A 19,681-nucleotide genomic window follows, 5' to 3' on the forward strand; every position below is an offset into this window, starting at 1 on the left:
CCTTCTTTCATAATTCGGAAAAAAGTGCGAAATTTGCAACGCTTTTCAAGTTAGACAAGAAACTTACTAACACCTTTAAATAAAAAATTAAAGAAAATGACTAAAAGTGCATTGCAAATTGCAAGGGCTGCTTATCAGCCCAAACTTCCGAAAGCATTGGCGTCAGGAGCCGTTAAAGCTGTAGCAGGTGCTGCTACTCAGTCTGTAGCTGACCAGGAAGCTATCAAAGCATTATTCCCTAACACGTATGGAATGCCGTTAATTACATTCGAAGCCGGTGAAGCTGTAACTCTTCCTGCTATGAATGTGGGTGTAATCCTTTCTGGTGGACAGGCTCCCGGTGGACACAATGTGATTTCCGGTTTGTTCGACGGTATCAAGAAACTGAATCCGGATAGCAAGCTGTATGGCTTTATTTTGGGTCCTGGTGGTTTGGTAGACCATAACTATATGGAACTGACTGCTGATATCATCGACGAATACCGTAACACGGGTGGTTTCGATATTATCGGTTCCGGCCGTACGAAGTTGGAGAAAGAAGAACAGTTCGAAAAAGGACTTGAAATCATCAAAGAACTGGGCATCAAAGCACTGGTTATCATTGGTGGTGACGACTCCAACACAAATGCTTGCGTATTGGCTGAATACTATGCTGCCAAGAAGTATGGTGTACAGGTAATCGGTTGCCCGAAGACTATCGACGGTGACTTGAAGAACGATATGATTGAAACTTCTTTCGGTTTCGATACTGCTTGCAAGACTTACGCAGAAGTAATCGGTAATATCCAACGTGACTGTAACTCTGCCCGTAAATACTGGCACTTCATCAAATTGATGGGTCGTTCGGCTTCTCACATCGCACTGGAATGTGCTTTGCAGGTACAACCTAACGTATGTATCGTTTCTGAAGAAGTGGAAGCTAAAGATATGTCTTTGGATGATGTAGTGACATATATCGCTAAAGTAGTAGCAGACCGTGCTGCCCAGGGACATAACTTCGGTACTGTATTGATTCCTGAAGGATTGGTGGAATTCATCCCGGCTATGAAACGTCTGATCGCTGAATTGAACGACTTCCTGGCTGCTAACGCAGAAGAATTTGCTCAAATCAAGAAGTCTCACCAACGTGACTATATCATCCGCAAACTTTCTCCGGAAAACTCTGCTATCTATGCAAGTCTGCCGGAAGGTGTTGCCCGTCAGTTGACTTTGGATCGTGACCCGCACGGAAACGTACAGGTATCATTGATTGAAACAGAAAAGCTGTTGTCTGAAATGGTAGCTACTAAACTGGCTTCCTGGAAAGAAGAAGGCAAGTATGTAGGTAAGTTTGCTGCACAGCACCACTTCTTCGGTTATGAAGGACGTTGCGCTGCTCCGTCAAACTTCGATGCTGACTACTGCTACTCTTTGGGTTACACAGCTTCTATGTTGATTGCTGACGGCAAGACCGGTTATATGTCTTCTGTACGCAACACAACTGCTCCTGCTGTCGAATGGATTGCGGGTGGTGTGCCTATCACAATGATGATGAACATGGAACGTCGTCACGGTGAAATGAAGCCGGTTATCCAGAAAGCATTGGTGAAACTGGACGGTGCTCCTTTCAAGGCATTCGCTGCACAACGTGACCGTTGGGCTGTTGAGACGGATTATGTATATCCGGGTCCGATCCAGTACTTTGGTCCTACCGAAGTTTGCGACCAGGCAACTAAGACTTTGCAGTTGGAACAAGCTAAATAAAAGATAAATAAACAAGCGGTGAACGGTAAGTGCCATGCAGAACATCTGTATGGCTTCTGTTCACCGCTTCTTTCCATTAAGTAAATGCCGCCACGCAACAACCCGATGTCTGCTGTACAGAAGAAAAAAACTGTTTCCGCTACTACACGAAAGAAGGGAACGGCTTCTTCTTCCAAATCTTCCCGTACTCCGAAAAAGGTACAAGCGAAGCATAGTCATGCCATGCCTGTTTGGCTTCGTAATGTCCTGGCAGTGATGATTGTCGGTTGTTTTTCTATTGTTTTCTATTATTTCTTTATCCGTCCGTATGCTTACCGCTGGAAACCCTGTCACGGACTAAAAGAATATGGAGTCTGCATTCCGGCGGGATACGATATTCATGGAATTGATATTTCCCACTATCAGGGAAAAATAGACTGGCCGAAGCTCCGGCAGAACAAAGAAACTGTGACTCCTTTGCACTTTGTATTCATGAAAGCGACAGAAGGCGGGGATCATGGTGATACTACTTTCTCGGCAAACTTTGCCAATGCCCGTAATCACGGATTTATCCGGGGAGCTTATCATTTTTATATTCCAAGCACGGATGCTTTGAAGCAAGCCGACTTTTTTATCCGCACAGTAAAGCTGGATACGGGCGATTTACCTCCTGTACTTGACGTGGAAGTGACCGGACGAAAGGATAAGGCGGAATTGCAACAAGGTATTAAACGCTGGCTCGACCGTGTGGAATCCCATTATGGGGTGAAGCCGATTCTTTATACTTCCTATAAATTTAAGACACGTTATCTGGACGACTCCATTTTCAACGCCTATCCTTACTGGATTGCCCATTATTATGTCGACTCCGTGAAGTATCAGGGTAAATGGGACTTTTGGCAACATACAGATGTGGGGAATGTGCCTGGAATCAAGGAAGACGTCGACTTGAATGTATTTAACGGCACGTTGGAAGAACTTAAAAATCTGACAATTAAATAGCGGGTATTTCTTCGCTGAACAACTTATCTCTTCTGTTATTTGTTATAATCGTATTATTACTTAAAAAAATACGATTATGAATTTTGATATAGCTATTATTGGTGGTGGTCCTGCCGGTTATACAGCCGCCGAAAGGGCAGGTGCAAACGGATTGAAAGCCGTTCTTTTCGAGAAGAAAGCGATAGGTGGAGTATGTCTCAATGAAGGGTGTATTCCTACTAAAACTTTGTTATATTCTGCTAAAATACTGGATAGCATCAAGACTGCTTCCAAATATGGTGTTTCTGCCGAATCGCCTTCTTTTGATTTGTCTAAAATCATGAGCCGTAAAGATAAAACGGTGAAAATGCTGACAGGGGGTGTGAAGATGACTGTCAACTCTTATGGGGTGACCATCGTAGAGAAAGAAGCCTTCATTGAGGGAGAGAAGGACGGGGTGATTCGCATAGCTTGTGACGGCGAGACGTACTCTACAAAATATCTGCTGGTCTGTACCGGCTCTGATACGGTGATTCCCCCGATACCGGGGTTGTCGGAAGTCAGTTACTGGACTTCTAGAGAAGCATTGGAAATAAAGGAACTGCCTAAAAATCTGGTTATTATCGGTGGCGGAGTGATCGGGATGGAGTTTGCCTCTTTCTTCAATAGCATGGGCGTAAAGGTTCATGTAGTCGAAATGATGTCTGAGATACTAGGAGCGATGGATAAGGAAACGAGTGGTATGCTCCGTGCCGAATATGCCAAACGGGGAGTCACTTTCTATCTGAATACGAAAGTGGTGGAAGTGAAACCGAATGGAGTTGTAATAGAGAAAGACGGGAAAAACTCAACGATTGAGGCGGATAAGATACTGCTCAGTGTAGGTCGAAAGGCAAACCTATCCGGCGTCGGACTGGATAAATTGAACATTGAACTTTTGCGGAACGGGGTAAAGGTGGATGAACATCTACAGACTTCCCACCCCAATGTATATGCCTGCGGAGATATTACGGGATATTCTTTGTTGACGCATACTGCCATTCGTGAAGCGGAAGTTGCTGTCAATCATATTTTGGGAGTGGAAGACCGGATGAATTACAATTGTGTTCCGGGGGTAGTCTACACCAATCCCGAAGTGGCAGGCGTAGGAAAGACTGAAGAAGAACTGATAAAACAAGGACTTCCTTACCGTGTCTCAAAATTACCTATGGCTTATTCCGGACGATTTGTTGCGGAGAATGAGCAAGGCAACGGGCTTTGCAAGTTGATTCAGGATGAAGAAGGGAAAATCATCGGTTGCCATATGTTGGGAAATCCTGCATCGGAACTGATTGTGGTGGCCGGTATTGCCATTCAGAGAGGATACACGGTGGAAGAGTTCCAGAAAACTGTATTTCCGCATCCTACGGTCGGAGAGATTTACCATGAGATAATGTTTTAATTCTTATTCCGCCAAGTCTATGATTCGATGTATATATAGTCCTTATACTGATATTTATTTTCATCTGGCGGCAGAGGAGTATTTGCTGAAGCAGGGGAACGATGACGTTTTTATGCTTTGGCAGGATACTCCCTCTGTTGTGATAGGAAAACATCAGCGTTTACAGTCGGAAGTGGATACGGAATGGGCGGAACGGGAGCGGATACATATCGCCCGTCGCTTTTCGGGCGGAGGAACGGTGTATCATGATTTGGGTAATGTCAATCTGACTTTTATTGAAACAGTTTCGCGTCTTCCTGAGTTTATCACCTATCTTCAACGGACGTTGGACTTTTTGGCATCCATAGGTGTAATGGCAGAAGGAGACGAAAGGCTCGGCATCTATCTGGATGGGTTGAAAATATCAGGGAGTGCGCAGTGTGTACATAAAGACAGGGTGCTGTATCATTGCACTTTGCTTTATGATACAAATCTTACGGTGCTGAATAAAGTATTGAATCCGGAGCCGTTGGCTGATGACGAAACCTTATCTTCTGTATATGCTGTTCCGTCTGTTCGGAGTGAAGTCACTAATATCCGTAAGCACTTTTCAGTGGGAACTGTGGATGATTTCAAAGAGAATGTTTTTCAGTATTTCAGCAAATCGCAAAGGGTCAGTTCTTTCAGTGAGGAAGAAATAGTGGCTGCCAATCAGCTTCGGAACGAAAAGTATATTGGGAAAGAGTGGATATATAGCCGTTGAAATCTGAGCTTCGTTCATCATAATCCGGTTAAAAATACCTTAACATAAAACTTTCTATTTCAACCCATTGTTCTATTATATCAAGGTTGAATAAATAAATTTACTGTCTATGTCAAGATTCGAAATAAAAATGCCTAAGTTGGGCGAGAGTATAACAGAGGGAACGATTGTCTCCTGGTCTGTAAAAGTGGGCGATATGGTTCAGGAAGACGATGTTCTTTTTGAAGTGAATACTGCTAAAGTAAGTGCCGAAATACCTTCTCCGGTAGAGGGGAAAGTAGTTGAAATTTTATATAAGGAAGGAGATACCATTGCGGTAGGTACAGTTGTAGCCATTATAGATTTGGATGGCGGAGGTGCTTCCGATGCGCAGCCTGTCGGTGAAGAAACCGTAAAAGCGGATGCTTCGGAGAAGCAGTCGCAACCTCAGAAAGAAGTTGCCAAACAGGTGGTTGCTGAGGAAGAACGCTGGTATTCGCCTGTGGTGATTCAGTTGGCGAGAGAAGCGAAGATTCCGAAAGAAGAACTGGATTCCATACAGGGAACCGGCTACGAAGGTCGATTGAGTAAGAAAGATATAAAAGATTATATTGATAAGAAGAAAAGAGGAGTCAGTGGGGATTCCAAACCGTCAGCACCCGTTGCTGCTCCGGCTGCAAGCAAACCATCGGTTGCTGCTTCCGCACCGGTAAGCCCGAAATCTTCTCCGGCTTCTCCGGTTGAATCCAAATCATCCGCTCCTGTCACTATGCCGGGTGTGGAAGTGAAAGAGATGGATCGTGTCCGCCGGATTATTGCCGACCATATGGTTATGTCAAAGAAAGTATCTCCGCATGTCACTAATGTGGTGGAGGTAGATGTCACTAAACTGGTGCGTTGGCGTGAAAAGAATAAGGATGCTTTCTTCCGTCGCGAAGGTGTCAAGCTGACTTATATGCCTGTGATAACGGAAGCTGTAGCGAAAGCATTGGCAACCTATCCGCAAGTGAATGTATCCGTAGATGGATACAATGTTCTCTTCAAGAAACATATCAATGTGGGGATTGCCGTCTCTTTGAATGATGGAAATCTGATTGTGCCCGTAGTGCATGATGCCGACCGTCTGAACCTGAATGGATTGGCTGTTGCCATCGACTCCTTGGCTCTGAAAGCAAGAGATAACAAATTGATGCCCGAAGATATTGACGGTGGTACATTTACCATAACCAACTTCGGTACGTTCAAGAGCCTGTTCGGTACACCGATTATCAATCAGCCACAGGTAGCTATCCTGGGAGTAGGCTATATTGAAAAGAAACCTGCTGTCATAGAAACTCCGGAAGGCGACACGATTGCTATTCGTCATAAGATGTACCTCTCTTTGTCTTATGACCATCGGGTAGTAGACGGAATGTTGGGCGGTAACTTCCTGCATTTCATTGCTGATTATCTGGAGAACTGGCAAGGTTGATAAACTGATTGTTTCATTCATTAAGAACTTCATTAACTATGAAAAAGTATGATATAAAAAATACAGATGTCGAAACACTGAAGAAGTGGTATCATCTGATGACATTGGGACGTGCCTTGGACGAAAAGGCGCCGTCTTACCTGTTGCAATCCTTAGGATGGTCTTACCATGCTCCCTATGCGGGGCATGATGGCATCCAACTGGCTGTCGGGCAGGTCTTTACTCTTGGAGAAGACTTCCTGTTTCCCTACTACCGAGATATGCTGACCGTGTTATCCGCCGGAATGACCGCAGAAGAAATTATTCTGAACGGTATATCAAAAGCGACCGATCCCGGAAGCGGTGGACGTCATATGTCGAACCATTTCGCCAAACCGGAATGGCACATCGAAAACATTTCTTCCGCAACGGGTACGCATGACCTTCATGCGGCAGGCGTAGCCAGAGCGATGGTGTATTACGGGCATAAAGGAGTTGCCATTACCTCTCATGGAGAATCGGCTACATCGGAAGGTTTTGTCTATGAAGCTATCAATGGCGCCAGCCTCGAACGTCTCCCTGTGATTTTTGTGATTCAGGATAACGGCTACGGCATCTCTGTCCCCAAATCGGAACAGACCGCCAACCGTAAAGTTGCGGAAAACTTCTCCGGCTTCAAGAACCTGAAAATCATCTATTGTAATGGAAAAGATGTATTCGACTCGATGAACGCCATGACCGAAGCCCGCGAATACGCCATCGCTACCCGTAATCCGGTGATTGTGCAAGCCAACTGTGTCCGCATCGGTTCCCATTCCAACTCGGACAAGCATACCTTATACCGGGATGAAAACGAACTGGAATATGTAAAGGAAGCCGACCCGTTGTTGAAATTTCGCCGAATGTTACTCCGTTACAAACGGCTGACTGAAGAAGAACTGCAAGAAATAGAGGCGGCAGCAAAAAAAGAATTATCCGCTGCCAACCGGAAAGCGTTGGCTGCCCCTGATCCTGACCCCAAGAGCATCTATGATTTTGTAATGCCCGAACCTTATCAGCCGCAGAAATATAAGGAAGGTACTCATGAGGAAGAAGGCGAGAAGACTTTCATGGTCAACGCCATTAACGAAACATTGAAAGCGGAGTTCCGCCATAATCCCGACACCTTTATTTGGGGTCAGGATGTGGCAAACAAGGAAAAAGGCGGTGTGTTTAATGTGACGAAAGGTATGCAGCAGGAGTTTGGCGATGCACGTGTATTCAGCGCGCCGATAGCCGAAGATTACATTGTAGGTACAGCCAACGGAATGAGCCGCTTTGACCCTAAGATTCATGTCGTGATAGAAGGGGCGGAGTTTGCTGATTACTTCTGGCCTGCCGTCGAACAATATGTGGAGTGTACGCATGAGTACTGGCGTAGCAATGGGAAATTTGCTCCGAACATAACCTTGCGTCTGGCTTCCGGCGGTTATATCGGTGGCGGGTTATATCATTCCCAAAACATAGAAGGCGCTTTGACAACTTTGCCGGGAGCACGTATTGTCTGTCCTTCCTTTGCGGATGATGCTGCCGGATTGCTCCGTACCAGTATGCGCTCCAAAGGGTTTACTCTGTTTCTCGAACCGAAAGCATTGTATAACTCCGTAGAAGCGGCTACTGTTGTACCGGAAGATTTTGAAGTTCCTTTCGGCAAGGCACGCATTCGTCGCGAAGGAACGGATTTGAGTATCATTACTTATGGGAATACGACTCATTTCTGTCTGCATGCAGCAGAGCGGTTGGAGAAAGAGGGCGGCTGGAAAGTGGAAGTTATCGACATCCGTTCTTTGATTCCATTAGATAAGGAAGCAATTTTCGAGTCAGTGAAGAAAACAAGTAAGGCGCTGGTTGTCCATGAAGATAAAGTATTCTCCGGTTTTGGCGCGGAGCTTGCCGCTATGATTGGCGGAGAGATGTTCCGTTATCTGGACGCACCTGTGCAGCGTGTAGGTTCTACATTTACTCCTGTCGGTTTCAATCCGATTCTTGAAAAAGAGATTCTGCCGGATGAGGCTAAAATCTATGAAGCTGCCAGGAAATTATTGGAATATTAAATAGTAGTAGATTATGAAAAAGATAGGTTTATTTTATGCAGCTAAGGCTGAAAAGACAAGTTGGGTAGCAGAGAAAATTCAGCAGGAATTTGGTGAAGACAAGATAGCGGTAGTACCGATAGAACAAGCTTGGCAGAATGATTTTGCCGCTTATGATTGTTTTATTGTCGGTGCATCCACCTGGTTTGACGGTGAGCTTCCTACTTATTGGGATGAACTGTTGCCGGAACTTCGGACAATGGATTTAAAGGGAAAGAAAGTCGCTATCTTCGGCTTGGGCGACCAGATACGCTATCCCGAAAACTTTGCGGACGGCATCGGGTTGCTGGCGGAAGTCTTCGAAGGGGATGGAGCTACCTTGGTCGGTTTCACTTCTTCCGAAGGATATACTTTCGAACGCTCCAGGGCATTGCGTGGCGACCATTGGTGCGGACTGGTCATTGACTTGGATAATCAATCGGAACAGGCAAAAAAGAAAATCAAGGATTGGTGCGAACAGGTAAAAAAAGAGTTTAAATAATCTCGTTATATTATATGTAATGAGGGTGTCAAAAGGGAAACTTTTCCTTTCTGACACCCTCTTGTTTTTTATATTCTATCATTCAAAGAATTATCAGGCTTTATAAATGAACTTCACCTCCGCCCAGCGATTCTTCTCTTTATAATGGACATAGGTCAATCCGTGCTTTTCCGCTTCCTCACGGATAACCGCAATATCATCTACATAGAATCCGCTCATATATAGTTCAGACCCCGAATGCATACAAGCGACATATTGTTTCATGTCATTCAACAGAATATTCCGGTTGATATTGGCAATAATAACGTCGAACGGCCCTTTCCCGATAAGAGACGAAGCGTCTCCCTGTGAAACGGCAATGTCATCTACACGATTTAATTCAATATTCTCAATAGAGTTTCGTACACACCATTCGTCAATGTCGATAGCTGTACACGGGCGTGCACCTCTCATCCGTGCGAGGATGGCGAGAATAGAAGTCCCACAACCCATATCGAGCAAGGATTTATCTTTCAGTTCGCTATCCAGCAGTTCTTCAATGATAAGGCTTGTCGTCTCGTGGTGTCCTGTTCCGAAAGCCATTTGCGGGTTGATAACAATATCATATTCCGCTTTGGGAACGTCTTGATGGAAAGTGCTGTGAATCACGCATCGGTTGCCGATAATAATCGGCTGGAAGAAATTCTTTTCCCATTCCTCATTCCAGTCTTTATCTTCTGCTTCTACATAGGTAAATGTGATTTCCGTATCGGGTAGGGGAAACTCTGTGATTGCAGTCTTAATGGCGGTTTCGTCATATAATGATTGTTGGATATATGCGGTCAACCCGCTTTCACATTCAACAAAACTCTCGAAACCGACTTCACCGAGCACAGCAGCCAGTACGTCATTAACTGTTTCAGTGCAAGGATGGGTATGGAATGTGAACTCAAAATACTTCATAGTTGTTTTCTTTTCTAATAAATAATGTGCAAAGATAATAGACTTTTTAGGGATTTCCCTACTTCTCTTTCGGGAAAATCTCCCAAGGATAAAAAATCTCTTCCTTATCTTTGTAACGTGAATAAGTTTAAGTAATTACATAAACCGAGATGATATGAAAAAGATTGTTTACTTCTTGCTATTTGCCTTGTGCCTCCCGATAGGCCTGATGGCACAAAGCGTTGATGACGACCTTTACTTTGTCCCTTCTAAAGACAAACAGGAGAAGAAAGAAGCTCCGGTTAAGAAGGAACCGAAGAAACAGGTGACCAACATCTATACTTCACCGGGTACTACCGTAGTTGTTCAGGACCGCAAGGGTAGAACACGGGACGTGGATGAATATAACCGCCGTTACGATGCACGTGAAAATGAGTTCGTAATGGATAATGATACCTTATACATAAAAGAAAAATCTAAACCGGATTTGGACGGAGAATGGGTGACTGGCGAATTTAATGGTACGCAAGACGACTATGAATACGCAGAACGTATTATCCGTTTCCGTAATCCGCGTTTCGCAATCAGTATCAGCAGCCCGCTCTATTGGGATGTCGTTTACGGACCGAACTCCTGGGACTGGAACGTATATACTGACGGTATGTATGCTTACGCATTCCCGACGTTCAGTAACCCGATGTGGTGGGATTGGCGCTATGGTTCTTACGGCTGGGGCTGGAATTATGGTTGGGGGTGGAATTGTCCTTACTATGCTTGGGGATACGCTCCGGGTTATTGGGGCGGCTGGTATGGCGGCTACTGGGGTGGCTGGTATGGTGGCGGTGGCTACTGGGGACATCATCACCATTGGCACGGTGGTCCTAGCTGGGGCTGGGGTGGCGGAAACCATTGGGCACGCAACACCTATACGAATCGTCGTTCTTATGGCTACAATAATTTCTCTTCTTCACGGAGAAGTGGAACATATTCAGACCGTAGATCGGCAATAGGTACAGAACGCCGTAGTTCTTCAGGTTCTTATACCGGCAGAACTGTTGGTACAAGACGTGAAGCAACTCGTGTTAGTACTGGACGTACCGGAGTAACTACCCGCAGTGATGCTTCTTCTACTCGTAGAAGTAGTAACTACACACGTCCGAGCAGTACACGTAGTTCCTCAACTTACAATAGTAATCGTGAAAGCTCCGTTCGTCGTAGCGCTTCGTCTCCTTCACGATCATCATCGTCTTCATCATATGGAACTACAAGAAGATCTTCTTCTACTTACAATAGAGGTACTTCGACTAGTAGCCCGTCTACTAGAAGCAGTAGTAGAAGTTCTAGCCATTCTTATGATAGTTCTAGCCGTTCTTCTTCTCGTAGCAGCTATTCACCAAGTAGCAGTAGTAGCTCTCGTTCCAGTGGCAGCTATTCAGGTGGTGGATCTTCACGCTCAAGTGGCGGTGGTGGCGGATCTAGCAGAAGTGGAAGAAGGTAATAAACACTATATATTAACTCTGTAATATAAGACAACGTTATGAAAAAGATAATCGCAGTTGCTTGTGCCTTGTGTTTTGTCGCAGGTGTCAGCGCACAGACAATATATGATGCAGCGAAGTTAGCGGAGCGAGACTTGAATGGAACCGCCCGTTTTGTAGGTATGGGTGGGGCAATGGGCGCTTTGGGTGGTGATATTTCTACAATGGGAACTAACCCTGCCGGTATCGGTATTTATCGTAGTAATGACATCATGACATCTTTTAGCTATTCTGCTTACGGTACGGAGAGCAAATATTTGGGGCAGACTTTTAATAATGATAAGAATCAGTGGTCGTTTGATAACATAGGTTTTGTGTTCGCTTCCAAGATTGGAAATCAGACAGCATTGCGTTATGTGAACTTCGGTTTTAATTATAAGCGCACCAAGTCTTTCTATAAGAATATGACAATGGGCGGATTGATGGGAGCCGTAGATGATAAGATTTTTGTATCTCAGGTTAATCAGATGGGACAACAGGCTACAGATGCTGTATGGTATGATAAAGATAATTATGACTTTAATGGTGCTGATGCCTATAGTAACAATCGACTTGGTTGGTTAGGCATTATGGGGTATCAAGGTTATCTCACAAATTCAGTTTTGGATAAAGGTTATGATCGATACGATCCGGTAGTCCCGGATGAGGCTGAGGCTTATTTCAACTCCAATGAACGAGGGGGGATCAGTCAGTATGACTTCAATGTTGCGTTGAATGTGAATGATCGTGTCTATTTAGGATTGACGATTGGTGCATACGATGTGAATTATAAGAAGACCACTCTATATGATGAAGATTATGGAAATGGTGAAGGTTATGAATTGGCTTCATTCAATCGTATTAAAGGATCGGGAGTAGATGTGAAATTAGGTGCTATTTTCCGTCCGTTCGAGTCTTCTCCTTTCCGTATTGGTTTTGCGATACATACGCCTACATTTTATAATTTGACATACGAGAATGGTGCAAGTATGACGTCGGATGTTTACTTGAAAGAAGTACAAGATGGTGATAAGACATTTATGGTTCGTGATGATAAGCCTGCTCAAGGTGCTGTTACAACAAGAGAGTCTTTTGATGCAAATGATGGAAGAAGAATAGAACAGGATTTTCGCCTATCTACTCCGTGGAGATTTAATGCGAGTCTAGGTTATACTGTTGGAACTTCTTTAGCGTTGGGAGCAGAGTATGAATATGAAGATTATTCATCTATGAAGTTTAAGTACCCTGAAGGAGACGAAATGGTAGATCAGAATACTACAATTAAAGATTTTATGAAAGGTGTTCATACATTCCGTATCGGTGCTGAGTATAAAGTAATACCTGAGTTTGCCTTCCGTTTAGGTTATAATTACAGTACTACTGCTTTCAAAGAAAATGATGCTTATAAATGGATACCGGTTAACTCTACTTTGACAGATACAGACTTTGCAAATTCCCAGTCGCATAGTAATTATACAATCGGAATAGGATATCGTGGAAAGGCTTTTTATGCTGATTTAGCTTATCAATATTCTATGTATAAAGAGAAGTTCTATCCATTCTATAATGACTTGGAAACTTCACCGGGAGTTTGGGAAATAGTGACTCCGCAAGCTACCAAAGTAACCAATACCCGTAGTCAAGTACTATTAACATTAGGTATGCGCTTCTAATCCTAATAAAGACAGTTTTCAATTTCAATAATAACTTTTGTGTGTAAAAAATCCCTGGAATGCTGAGTGTCTACGGCGGTTCCAGGGATTTTTATTAGTATCTGTCATCACTATAAAAAGAGACAACTTTTCTTTATATGAGGGGTAATTAAATAGGTTAATAATTATGAGAGGTTTACATTTAATATTCTATTTTGTCTTCTTTATCTGCCCAGGCTTTGAAGGCAGTAAGGGCTTCATTGTGTAGTAAGATTTCTGAGGGTAGTTTTCTGTCTTCCGGTTTAAGTTCCAGTTCGTCATAAATAAAAGAATCGTCAAAGCCGATATTCTTGGCATCGGTTTTATTGTTGCCGTAATACATCTTATCCAGTCGTGCCCAATAGATAGCGCCCAAACACATCGGACAAGGTTCGCAGGAAGTATAGATTTCGTATCCGCTAAGGTTGAATGTTCCGAGCTTCGCGGCAGCGGCACGTATGGCGCTCACTTCAGCATGGGCAGTAGGATCACAGGATGCCGTAACACGGTTCACACCCGTTGCAACTATTTCCCCCTCTTTGGTAGCAATCACAGCACCAAACGGACCTCCACCATTTTCAATATTTTCTTTAGAAAGCTCGATAGCTTTCCGCATTAATTCTTCTTTCGTCATAGCACAAAAAATATATTGTTAGTTTTATTCTAATCTCTAGTCCTACAAAGATAGAAAAAACTAACAATATACAATGAAGTGCTTCTATTTATTTTTTACCGGTATCGGCAGACACTGAAAGAGAAGGAATAAAGATCCGGGGAACGTTCTTTTAGAGTTTTCCGAGAATCTTATCCATCACCCAGTTGGTTAGTGTTGCGCTTTCACCGTTACAAGAACAAATGGATTTACCAAGCAAGTGGTCTACCACCGCCTGGATAAGCGGTTGCTGCACATGTTCCGGGTTACCGATGCAAATTTCTTCGCGTCCACGTTCGGTATGTAGTCCGATAGGCTCGTAAGTAAAGACAGAGAAACAAATCATTCCCTTGTCACCGATAATCTCTATGCGGTCTTCGCGGGCAGAATCATGGGCGACGAAACACCAGGAACCGCTACCCACCAGTCCGTTATCGAACTGGAAACAGGCACTCAGAGTATCTTCGGCAGGATAAAGCCCGCCGCGGTTGCTTTTGTATCCACTTGCTTCGAGGATGCAACCGAACATATCCTGTAATAAATCAATTTGATGCGGAGCAAGGTCATAGAAGTAACCACCTCCGGCAATATCCGCTTGCACACGCCAAGGAAGATTATCACGATTGTAATCCAAATCGCGCGGCGGCTGGGCAAAACGAATCTGCACATTGATAACATTACCGATAGTCCCGTTCTCTACCAGTTCCTTTACTTTCTGAAAGTATGGAAGGTAACGGCGGTAATAAGCAACAAAGCAGGGAACCCCCGTTTCGTTGGATATACGGTTGATGCGGGTACACTCTTCATAAGTGACGGCCATCGGTTTCTCAATATAGGCAGGCTTGCCTGCTTTCATGGACATGATGGCATAAGTGGCATGTGAAGAAGGGGGAGTAGCGATATATATAGCATTTACTTCCGGGTCGTCTATCAGCTCCTGTGCATCATCATACCATTTCTTGATACCTCTTTCTTTGGCATAAGCTTTTGCTTTCGCACCGTCACGGCTCATTACTGCCACGACTTCCGAATGTTCTACTTTCTGGAAAGCGGGACCACTTTTCGTCTTGGTTACTTCTCCGCAACCGATGAAGCCCCATTTGATAATCTTTTCACTCATAATGTTATTACCTATTGTGCCTGTTTTAAACAGACCCCAAAGATAAAGCTATTTTTTGTCAAGAGCAACTTTATTGATTATTAACTTAGAGAAGAAGTTTGGAAAAAGAAAGTTTCATTTCCCCCCAACAGACGTTCTGTTTGAGTAAATCAGAGACTCCGTTTCGGGTGAACAGAGCTTCTGTTTAAGGGGAATACACACTCTATTGATAGTAAGAAGCAAGGTCAATGGAGCTAAGTCTGGGGCTGAGGACCGGTAAGCTTGGGGAGGAATGAGACAAAAAGCCGGAGTAGGGGACGATTTATTGCTTTAGATAAAAAAGAAAGGCGGGAGTTGCAATTCCCGCCTTTACGTGTAGTTTAATTGAAACTACTTTATCATTAACTTTGTAAAGATACGACATTCGAAAGCGAAAGTCAAGTCTTCGGGAGTTTATTTTTGGAAATAGACGTAGATGTCTATTTCATTTTCCGTATTCGGTTCTTTTTTTATCATAGTATTTTTTATAAATCTTTTGATATTCCGCTTCCTTTTGGAACTTATCCAGCCATGTATTCAAACTATCGAGTAAAACGGGTGATTGTTTGCTGACTGCCCATGAGTAGAACTGCGTAAAGCTGATTGCTGTATTGATGTCTATCTGTGGCAAAGAGTCTGCGACCGCCCGTGCGATACTTTCGTCACAAACGGCATAGTCGATGTCTCCGTGAGCTACCAGTGAAATTAATTGTTCGGGACCGTATTTCTCTATTTCCTTTATATAGATAGTGTCTCCGATTTCATTTCCCAGATTTTGGATGCGTAGTATGGAAGGGGAGCCTTTCACGACATGAAGTGTACGTTGCGCCAAGTCCAGTTGGCTGTGGATATAGAGCGAGTCGCTTTCTTCGGTTGCTTTCCTTTGCACCAGCACTTGTTTGTTAAGTACGATAGGCGTGGTGAGAAGCAGGGAGTCTTTGAGTTCGCTGGTGGCTAATATACCGAAAGCGATAACATCGAAACGTCCTTCCGCCAATCCTTTCAATCGTTCTTCAAAACTCATGAGAGGTATAATCTCGGCTTGCAGTCCTTTGTCACGGGCAAAGGCTTCTATCAGTTCATAATGAAAACCGGAAACGGTGTCACCGTCTACGTAGAAACTGATGGAATTGTATTCGGTTGCTATGCGTAATATTCCTTCTTTGGCAATGGCTGCATAGTCACGCGGATGTCCCGGCGGCTTTTCCTTTTTGCCGCATTGGCGGACGGAAAAGAGGATGGCCAGTACAATAACGACAGGTACTAAATATCTGAACAGTCTTAATCTGGGGCGTGTCTCCATAAGCCGTAAAGGTTTTGTTAATCATAGAAATTCCACGAAAGACCGAATTTCAGTACACGTGGGTTGATAGGGTAGTGAGGAGACAGGAAGTAATTCGGCCTGCTCATGCCTTGGTTCACGTGGTACATCATCACATAGAAACGTGTACGCTTTAAATGCAGGTTCGCGTAAACATTCACAATCGGATAACCTCCAATCTCTACCTGGTCGTCTGTCGGTTGCAGGTGAAAGTTCTGAATGGCAGGTGTATATGCAGGGGCATTGTACTTGGAGAAATATCGTACATCGGCACCTAATTGTACGCTAAGTACTTTCTTCGCCAGTTTGAACTGCATGTAGAAGTTGTGATACAGTGAAAGGTCGGGCAAGGGAAGCACCGTCTGGTCACTGGACTTCTGCCAGGTCACTTCGTTGTCCAGATGGAATATTCCGAGCTTGAAGTCTTGGTTAAGGCTTGCCGATAATACTTGCAGGCTTCCGCCTTTCTGTTCGGGCGTTGCCTGTTGGTTGAAGTAAGTATAGTTCTTGATGTTCTCAACTCCTGCTTTCAGCCGTGTTCTCCAACGGGCAATGCTCAGTTCCCCTTCGATGCGGGTACGGAATTCTTTATCCATGTCGTTGTCCCACAAGAAATGTTTGGAGTGGTAATGGCGCATATAGAAAGGTGCGAGCTTATTGCTGACTTCACCACGGGCTATGAGGCTTACCGTGTCTTTCCACAAAGGGAAGTTAAGGTCGATATCCCCTTTTACGTTGAATTGACCGATAGCTTTTCCTGCCAGTCCCACTTCACCGATAGCATGATAATGAAGCACGTTTCCTTCGCGTTTGGAAAGTTCACCGCCCACGAATATCTCGTTTTCATTATATTTGTCGGGAGACGGGCTGCCATTCATGTTCATCAGTGTGTACTTACTGATTTTATAAGAAGCAAATGCGGTCAGACCGGCCTTGGCATATTTGTTGAAACCTTCGAGCAGGGCGATGCCGACGGTGTTCTTGATTCCTACATAAGTGGTACTATCGTGGGCAATCGGATTGTCGGGATCAAGATAAGTATTCTGATAATAACCTTTTTTTTCCCGCATATCGTCATTAGAGTTAAACGTGTGCCGTGCACGTTCTACTTGAATCGTGTGTATGAAGCTGGTGACCGGCACGAATTCCTGTTTGGCAGGAGTCGTGTCATTTTCGGCCTGTGGTATATCACGTTTGAATCCTAAATTATAGCGTTGGGTAAGGAATACGTAGAAGTCGTGGTTACGGTTGGTCGTAGCACTTAGCTTGGTCGGGATGTTGGTTGATTCGTATTCCCTTTGTCCTTGTGCCATCTCTTCGGGAGCGGTGATGTACCGGTCGTCCTCAATGCCGCCGTTCTCGTTTGTTTTCAGATAATTATTGCTGTAGATGGCTTGCATCTGATATTTGTCACCGATATAGCTACCGAAAAACGCGGCATTGAAGTATGCCGTATTCTGATTGTTATAGTATCCTCGTCCGTATAGGTAGTCTATATTAAAACCGAAAGCCAGTTTCTTGTTGACATTGACGGAGAAGTATGATTTGAAACGTTCTTCACCGTTCACTTTATTACCTGCCTTGTGATAGGTCAGATTGGTGTAGGGCACATTACTATTTGTAAAATTGAATTCCGTGGGACGGATAAAGAAACTGGAGAAAGGCTCCATGAAAATAGTCGGTTCCGGGTCACGCCGGTCAAAGAAGATGCGTGACATACGGGGAGAGCCCATATTGGCCAGATAATTGTAATGTCCGGTCAGCCCGTCTGTAAGATTCGTGTTCTGGAAATGATGGTAGGCTGTATCCGCCGGGATGATACTCCGGTCGCCCAACTGATTTTTGATACGCCACATATATAATGTAGGCGGCAAGCCCTGTACTTCAACGTTTGCACTATCCAGTTTGTCCGGAATCATGGCAGGGTCTACCTGATTACCATATTGGTCGTATCCGTTTTCGTCTACTCTTTGTCGACCATTATCGAACTGTGCATGGACAGTTGTCAAACCGATAACGGAAAGTAATATATATAATAGTAAGATTCGTCTCATAATTGGGGACAAAGATACTTACTTTAATTGATTTAATGATAATGGATAATTGAAAATTATGTTGCAACCATACTATATGGTAGCTAATAATTATCAATTATCCATTGCCTGTTATCTGTTAATTAAACCTCACGGATTAATTCCATACCTTTCTTGATGGCTTCCTCATTCATGGGAATCAAGTGGTGGTGGCGTTCCGGCAGGGTTTTCTTCAGTCCTTTGATGACATTTTCCAATGTTACAATCGGGCGGAGCTTCAATAAACCGCCGAGCACAATCATGTTGAATGCTTTGGCATTATTCATCTCATTGGCTGCGTCCATCGCGTCGATACGGTATACTTTGATATCCTTGCGGGTAGGCGGGTTGATGATTCCGTAACCATCGTAAATCAGGATGCCGCCGGGCTTCACCTTGCTTTCAAACTTCTCTAGTGAAGGCTGGTTCAGAATGATGGCAGTGTCATATTTGCTCAAGATAGGCGAAGAAACTTTGTCATCGCTTACAATTACTGTAACGTTGGCTGTTCCACCGCGTTGTTCAGGACCATATGCCGGCATCCAGCTCACTTCCTTGCCTTCCATCAGGCCCGAATAAGCCAGAATCTTACCCATAGACAATACGCCTTGTCCACCGAAGCCTGCTATAATTATTTCTTCTTTCATTGTTCTGTTGACTTTTAGCGTTATTCTTTATCTTTTAAATCACCCAGCGGATAGAACGGGAACATATGTTCTTCCATCCATTTGTTTGCCTTTTCGGGAGTCATCTTCCAGCCGGAGCTGCAAGTGGAAACGATTTCCACCAAGTTGGAGCCCTTGCCGTTCATTGAATTCTCGAATGCCTTGCGGATGGCTTTCTTCGCCTTGCGGATAGCCGGTACGGATTGTACGGACTGACGGGTCACGTAGGCAGTTCCTTCCAGTTGGGCGGCGATTTCGGTCATCTTCAAAGGATAGCCGTGGAGTTCTACATCACGTCCGTAAGGACAAGTGGAACTTTTCATGCCTACCAGTGTCGTCGGCGCCATTTGACCACCGGTCATGCCGTAGATAGCATTGTTGATAAAGATTATCGTGATATTCTCGCCACGGTTTAATGCGTGGATTGTTTCGGCTGTACCGATGCAAGCCAGGTCACCATCTCCCTGGTAGGTGAAAACGAGACGATCCGGCCACAGGCGTTTCACGGCAGTTGCCACAGCGGGAGCACGTCCGTGTGCCGCTTCCTGCCAGTCGATGTCCAGATAGTTGTAGGCGAAAACTGCGCATCCTACCGGAGAGATTCCCACCGTTTTATCTTCCATGCCCATTTCCTCTATTACTTCGGCAATGAGCTTGTGTACCACACCGTGACTGCAACCCGGGCAGTAGTGCATGGCATTATCGTTCATCAGAGTCGGTTTCTTGTAAACCAGGTTCTCGGGTTTGATTATTTCTTCCTTAGTCATAACTTCTTC

General features: G+C 44.4%; 16 protein-coding genes. 9 read left to right on the forward strand and 7 right to left on the reverse strand.

Translation table 11 applies throughout. From position 1 onward, the window contains the following. Positions 1-96 precede the first annotated feature (96 nt). From ACGHVY_RS04585 to ACGHVY_RS04615, 7 genes are all read left to right on the forward strand, one after another. On the forward strand, positions 97-1,743 hold the full coding sequence (locus ACGHVY_RS04585) for a diphosphate--fructose-6-phosphate 1-phosphotransferase (protein ID WP_390597441.1): 1,647 nt from the start codon (positions 97-99) through the stop codon (positions 1,741-1,743). Positions 1,744-1,827: 84 nt separating this feature from the next. Beyond that, positions 1,828-2,724, forward strand: a complete 897-nt coding sequence (locus ACGHVY_RS04590) for a GH25 family lysozyme (protein ID WP_308746061.1) — start codon at positions 1,828-1,830, stop codon at positions 2,722-2,724. 76 nt (positions 2,725-2,800) lie between these two features. Next, positions 2,801-4,144: a dihydrolipoyl dehydrogenase gene (gene lpdA, locus ACGHVY_RS04595; protein ID WP_390597443.1), complete on the forward strand. Its 1,344-nt coding sequence runs from the start codon at positions 2,801-2,803 to the stop codon at positions 4,142-4,144. 19 nt (positions 4,145-4,163) lie between these two features. Then, positions 4,164-4,886 (forward strand): biotin/lipoate A/B protein ligase family protein, encoded by a 723-nt coding sequence (locus ACGHVY_RS04600; protein ID WP_390597445.1) that lies wholly within the window; start codon positions 4,164-4,166, stop codon positions 4,884-4,886. 109 nt (positions 4,887-4,995) lie between these two features. Then, on the forward strand, positions 4,996-6,336 hold the full coding sequence (locus ACGHVY_RS04605) for a dihydrolipoamide acetyltransferase family protein (protein ID WP_390597446.1): 1,341 nt from the start codon (positions 4,996-4,998) through the stop codon (positions 6,334-6,336). Positions 6,337-6,374: 38 nt separating this feature from the next. Then, a complete protein-coding gene (locus ACGHVY_RS04610) occupies positions 6,375-8,408 on the forward strand; it encodes a thiamine pyrophosphate-dependent enzyme (RefSeq protein WP_308746065.1) in 2,034 nt (677 codons plus the stop codon). Between the two features lie 13 nt (positions 8,409-8,421). After that, positions 8,422-8,928, forward strand: a complete 507-nt coding sequence (locus ACGHVY_RS04615; RefSeq protein WP_308746066.1) for a flavodoxin — start codon at positions 8,422-8,424, stop codon at positions 8,926-8,928. A gap of 93 nt (positions 8,929-9,021) precedes the next feature. Here the strand turns inward: ACGHVY_RS04615 and prmA are convergent, their stop codons facing one another. Further along, the gene (prmA, locus tag ACGHVY_RS04620; RefSeq protein WP_390597449.1) at positions 9,022-9,870 is read right to left on the reverse strand and encodes a 50S ribosomal protein L11 methyltransferase; all 849 of its coding nucleotides are present in this window, start codon (positions 9,868-9,870) and stop codon (positions 9,022-9,024) included. A gap of 154 nt (positions 9,871-10,024) precedes the next feature. Between prmA and ACGHVY_RS04625 the strand changes: the two genes are divergently transcribed. Both ACGHVY_RS04625 and ACGHVY_RS04630 read left to right on the forward strand, forming a co-directional pair. Beyond that, positions 10,025-11,347: a hypothetical protein gene (locus ACGHVY_RS04625; protein ID WP_390597451.1), complete on the forward strand. Its 1,323-nt coding sequence runs from the start codon at positions 10,025-10,027 to the stop codon at positions 11,345-11,347. Between the two features lie 39 nt (positions 11,348-11,386). Further along, a complete protein-coding gene (locus ACGHVY_RS04630) occupies positions 11,387-13,039 on the forward strand; it encodes an OmpP1/FadL family transporter (protein WP_390597453.1) in 1,653 nt (550 codons plus the stop codon). Between the two features lie 181 nt (positions 13,040-13,220). Here the strand turns inward: ACGHVY_RS04630 and ACGHVY_RS04635 are convergent, their stop codons facing one another. From ACGHVY_RS04635 to ACGHVY_RS04660, 6 genes are all read right to left on the reverse strand, one after another. Next, a complete protein-coding gene (locus ACGHVY_RS04635; protein WP_308746070.1) occupies positions 13,221-13,691 on the reverse strand; it encodes a nucleoside deaminase in 471 nt (156 codons plus the stop codon). A gap of 151 nt (positions 13,692-13,842) precedes the next feature. Beyond that, positions 13,843-14,829, reverse strand: a complete 987-nt coding sequence (locus tag ACGHVY_RS04640) for a Gfo/Idh/MocA family oxidoreductase (protein WP_308746071.1) — start codon at positions 14,827-14,829, stop codon at positions 13,843-13,845. Between the two features lie 463 nt (positions 14,830-15,292). Beyond that, on the reverse strand, positions 15,293-16,150 hold the full coding sequence (locus ACGHVY_RS04645; protein WP_390597456.1) for a transporter substrate-binding domain-containing protein: 858 nt from the start codon (positions 16,148-16,150) through the stop codon (positions 15,293-15,295). 17 nt (positions 16,151-16,167) lie between these two features. After that, on the reverse strand, positions 16,168-18,222 hold the full coding sequence (locus tag ACGHVY_RS04650) for a putative porin (protein WP_390597458.1): 2,055 nt from the start codon (positions 18,220-18,222) through the stop codon (positions 16,168-16,170). 122 nt (positions 18,223-18,344) lie between these two features. After that, positions 18,345-18,887, reverse strand: coding sequence for a 2-oxoacid:acceptor oxidoreductase family protein (locus ACGHVY_RS04655; protein WP_167964127.1), 543 nt, complete (start codon positions 18,885-18,887; stop codon positions 18,345-18,347). A 20-nt stretch (positions 18,888-18,907) separates the two neighbouring features. Next, positions 18,908-19,672, reverse strand: coding sequence for a thiamine pyrophosphate-dependent enzyme (locus tag ACGHVY_RS04660; protein WP_136013385.1), 765 nt, complete (start codon positions 19,670-19,672; stop codon positions 18,908-18,910). Between the last annotated feature and the right edge of the window lie 9 nt (positions 19,673-19,681).

This window comes from Bacteroides sp. f07 (assembly GCF_042854785.1).
Classification (GTDB): Bacteria; Bacteroidota; Bacteroidia; order Bacteroidales; family Bacteroidaceae; genus Bacteroides.

Excerpts from the sequence above, each read along its gene's own strand:
- ACGHVY_RS04585 (WP_390597441.1), top strand. The coding sequence starts at position 97 with ATGACTAAAAGTGCATTGCAAATTGCAAGGGCTGCTTATCAGCCCAAA.
- ACGHVY_RS04590 (WP_308746061.1), top strand. The coding sequence starts at position 1,828 with ATGCCGCCACGCAACAACCCGATGTCTGCTGTACAGAAGAAAAAAACT.
- lpdA (WP_390597443.1), top strand. The coding sequence starts at position 2,801 with ATGAATTTTGATATAGCTATTATTGGTGGTGGTCCTGCCGGTTATACA.
- ACGHVY_RS04600 (WP_390597445.1), top strand. The coding sequence starts at position 4,164 with ATGATTCGATGTATATATAGTCCTTATACTGATATTTATTTTCATCTG.
- ACGHVY_RS04605 (WP_390597446.1), top strand. The coding sequence starts at position 4,996 with ATGTCAAGATTCGAAATAAAAATGCCTAAGTTGGGCGAGAGTATAACA.
- ACGHVY_RS04610 (WP_308746065.1), top strand. The coding sequence starts at position 6,375 with ATGAAAAAGTATGATATAAAAAATACAGATGTCGAAACACTGAAGAAG.
- ACGHVY_RS04615 (WP_308746066.1), top strand. The coding sequence starts at position 8,422 with ATGAAAAAGATAGGTTTATTTTATGCAGCTAAGGCTGAAAAGACAAGT.
- prmA (WP_390597449.1), bottom strand. The coding sequence starts at position 9,870 with ATGAAGTATTTTGAGTTCACATTCCATACCCATCCTTGCACTGAAACA.
- ACGHVY_RS04625 (WP_390597451.1), top strand. The coding sequence starts at position 10,025 with ATGAAAAAGATTGTTTACTTCTTGCTATTTGCCTTGTGCCTCCCGATA.
- ACGHVY_RS04630 (WP_390597453.1), top strand. The coding sequence starts at position 11,387 with ATGAAAAAGATAATCGCAGTTGCTTGTGCCTTGTGTTTTGTCGCAGGT.
- ACGHVY_RS04635 (WP_308746070.1), bottom strand. The coding sequence starts at position 13,691 with ATGACGAAAGAAGAATTAATGCGGAAAGCTATCGAGCTTTCTAAAGAA.
- ACGHVY_RS04640 (WP_308746071.1), bottom strand. The coding sequence starts at position 14,829 with ATGAGTGAAAAGATTATCAAATGGGGCTTCATCGGTTGCGGAGAAGTA.
- ACGHVY_RS04645 (WP_390597456.1), bottom strand. The coding sequence starts at position 16,150 with ATGGAGACACGCCCCAGATTAAGACTGTTCAGATATTTAGTACCTGTC.
- ACGHVY_RS04650 (WP_390597458.1), bottom strand. The coding sequence starts at position 18,222 with ATGAGACGAATCTTACTATTATATATATTACTTTCCGTTATCGGTTTG.
- ACGHVY_RS04655 (WP_167964127.1), bottom strand. The coding sequence starts at position 18,887 with ATGAAAGAAGAAATAATTATAGCAGGCTTCGGTGGACAAGGCGTATTG.
- ACGHVY_RS04660 (WP_136013385.1), bottom strand. The coding sequence starts at position 19,672 with ATGACTAAGGAAGAAATAATCAAACCCGAGAACCTGGTTTACAAGAAA.